This window comes from Thermoanaerobaculia bacterium, assembly GCA_035717485.1.
GTDB lineage: Bacteria > Acidobacteriota > Thermoanaerobaculia > UBA5066 > DATFVB01 > DATFVB01.
The window spans coordinates 1-2821 of sequence record DASTIQ010000332.1; the positions used below are offsets into that span (position 1 = coordinate 1).

A 2821-nucleotide genomic window follows, 5' to 3' on the forward strand; every position below is an offset into this window, starting at 1 on the left:
GGCGCCGGCGGCATGGGAGAGGTCTATCGGGCGCGCGACACGCGGCTCGGGCGCGACGTCGCCGTCAAGGTTCTCCCCGCCGAGTTCGCCGCGGACCGGAACCGGATCGCGCGGTTCGAACAGGAAGCGCGCGCCGCCTCCGCGCTCGACCACCCCAACGTGATCTCGATCTTCGACATCGGCTCGGCGGACGAGACGGTCTACATCGCGATGACGCTCGTCGACGGGCGAAGCCTTCGGGACGCGATGGACTCCGGACCGATCCCCGTGAAGAAGCTTCTCGACGTCGCCGCCCAGATCGCCGACGGGCTCGCCAAGGCGCACGCGACCGGCATCGTTCACCGCGATCTCAAGCCCGAGAACGTCATGCTGTCGCGGGACGGATTCGTCAAGATCCTCGATTTCGGCCTCGCGAAGCTCGTCCGCCCGGAAGCCGAGGGCGTGTCGAGCATCCCGACGGCGGCGCCGTCCGACACCGCTCCCGGCGTCGTGATGGGGACGATCGAATACATGTCGCCCGAGCAGGCGGGCGGGGGAACCGTCGACTTCCGGTCCGATCAGTTCTCCCTCGGCACGATCGTCTACGAGATGGCGACCGGGAAGAAGCCGTTCTCGAGGAAGACGGCGGCGGAGACGCTCGTCGCGATCCTCCGGGAGGAGCCGGAACCCGTGGGCATCGGAAACCCCGCCCTTCCCGGAGCGATTCGCGACATCGTCGAACGCTGCCTCGCCAAAGACCCCGAGGAGCGTTACGGATCGACGAAGGACCTCGCGCGCGATCTCCGGAACCTTCTAGCGCGCCTCTCCGGGTCGATCGCGAGCCCGACCCTCCCCGGCGCCCTTGCGAAAGCGACCCGCACGCCCGCCGGGAAAAACCCGGCGGTGACGGCGGCGCTCCTTCTCCTCGGACTCGCCCTCGGCGCGGCCGGTTACCGCCTGCTGGCGGGCGCGGGGACCCGGCCGGGGACCGCCCCGTCGTTCCGCCGCGTGACCTTCCAGCGCGGGAACATCCTCCACGCGCGCTTCGCTCCCGACGGACAGACGATCGTCTACAGCGCGGCGTGGGAAGACCGCTCGACGGACGTCTTCACGACGGCGGTCGATGGCACGGAGTCGCGGTCGCTCGGTTTCGGTAACGACGATCTCGCGGCGGTCTCGGCCGACGGCGGCCTTCTGCTCAATCGGCGGAAGACGAATCTCCGAGCGGCGATCGGCATCGGAACGCTCGCGTCCGCCCCGCTCGCCGGGGGAGCGGCGCGCGATCTCGTCGAGAGCGTGCACGGCGGCGACTGGTTCCCCGGGGGGACGGTCGCGGTCTGGAAGCACATTTCTTTCGACCACGACGCGCTCGAGTTCCCCGCGGGAACGCGGAGGCTCGACGGCGTCTCCTCGGCGCCGCGAGTGTCGCGGGACGGTACGCGGATCGCCGTCGGAAGGGGAACGCGGGACACGGAGGAAATCGACGTCCTGGATCGATCGGGAAAACTCCTGTGGGCCCTGAAAACGGCTCCCGACGGCCTCGCCTGGCATCCGAGCGGAGAGATCTGGTACTCGCGGTCGGCCGGCGACGGTCCCGGGCTCTTCGCGGCGTCCCGGGGAAATCCGCCGCGCACGATCCTGCGATCGGCGGGATGGATCCTTCACGACATCGCGCCCGACGGCCGCCTGCTGCTCGAACGCGCGATCGCACGCCAGGCGGTGCGCATCCGGGAGGGAGGAGAGGCGCGGGAGCGCGAGATGTCGTGGCTCGACGGATCGACCCTCGCCGGGGTTACCGCCGACGGCCGCACGATCCTCTTCTCCGAAACGTCAGAAGCGGGCGGACGGCGCGGAGGCGTGTACTCGCGGGCCACGGACGGTTCCCCCGCCGTCCGGCTCGCCGACGGAACGGCGATGGCGTTCTCGGAGGACGGCCGATGGGCCTTCGTCCGAAGCACCGACGTGCCTCCCCGCTACTCCTTCGTCCCGAGCGGAGCGGGAGAAACGAAGCTCGTGGATTTCGGCGGAGAGCACGTCGAGTCCGCGATCTTCCTTCCGGGAACGGAGCCCCGGCTCGTCGCGACCGTCGGCGACAGCCCCGACCGCGGGCGGCTGGAGCTCGTGACGGCATCGGGACGCCGTCCCCTGGGAATCTCCCCGGGCTTCTACCCGAACATGGCGGCGACGTCCCCGGACGGCGGGTCGATCGCCTTCGCCACCGGCCCGAAAGAGATCGCGCTCTGCGGCCTCGATCGGGCCGCCTGCCGGCGGATTTCGATGAAGGGCGGCGCCGACCAGCCGATCCAGTGGAGCGGCGACGGGCGCTACCTCTACTTGCGCGACCTGGAAGCGATCCCCTCGCACGTCGTCCGCTTCGAGATCGCGGACGGCACGGAGGCGGCCTGGCTGACGCTCGGCCCCGAAGATCTCGCGCGCTATATCGGAATCGGCGCGATCTTTCTCTCGCGCGACGGCCGCGAGTACGCCTACAACGCCCGCGAAGTCCTCGATTCGGCTCTCTTCGTCGTCGAAGGGCTGAGATGACGCTCGCCGCGGGATCGCGCCCGGGAACCTTCGAGACCGCGCCTTCTCTCGGTGCGGGGGACCCCCCGTCGCTCTTTTCCGCGAGCTCTGGCGCGGCGGCGAGACTCCCATGACGCTCGCCGCAGGAACGAAGCTCGGTCCTTACGAAATCCTCTCCCCGCTCGGCGCCGGCGGCATGGGCGAGGTCTACCGGGCGCGCGATAAGAAGCTGAACCGCGACGTCGCGATCAAGGTCCTTCCGGAATCGCTCGCCCGCGACGCGGACGCCCTCGCCCGCTTCGAGCGGGAGGCCCACTCC

The 2821-nt window shown here is 70.2% G+C and carries 2 protein-coding genes; both read left to right on the top strand.

Features of this window, described 5'->3' with window-relative positions:
- On the top strand, window positions 1-2523 hold a 2523-nt coding region (locus tag VFS34_17425), incomplete at its 5' end, for a protein kinase (GenBank protein HET9796232.1).
- A 109-nt stretch (window positions 2524-2632) separates the two neighbouring features.
- Window positions 2633-2821, top strand: a 189-nt coding sequence (locus tag VFS34_17430) for a serine/threonine protein kinase (protein ID HET9796233.1), incomplete at its 3' end; no start/stop codon positions are given.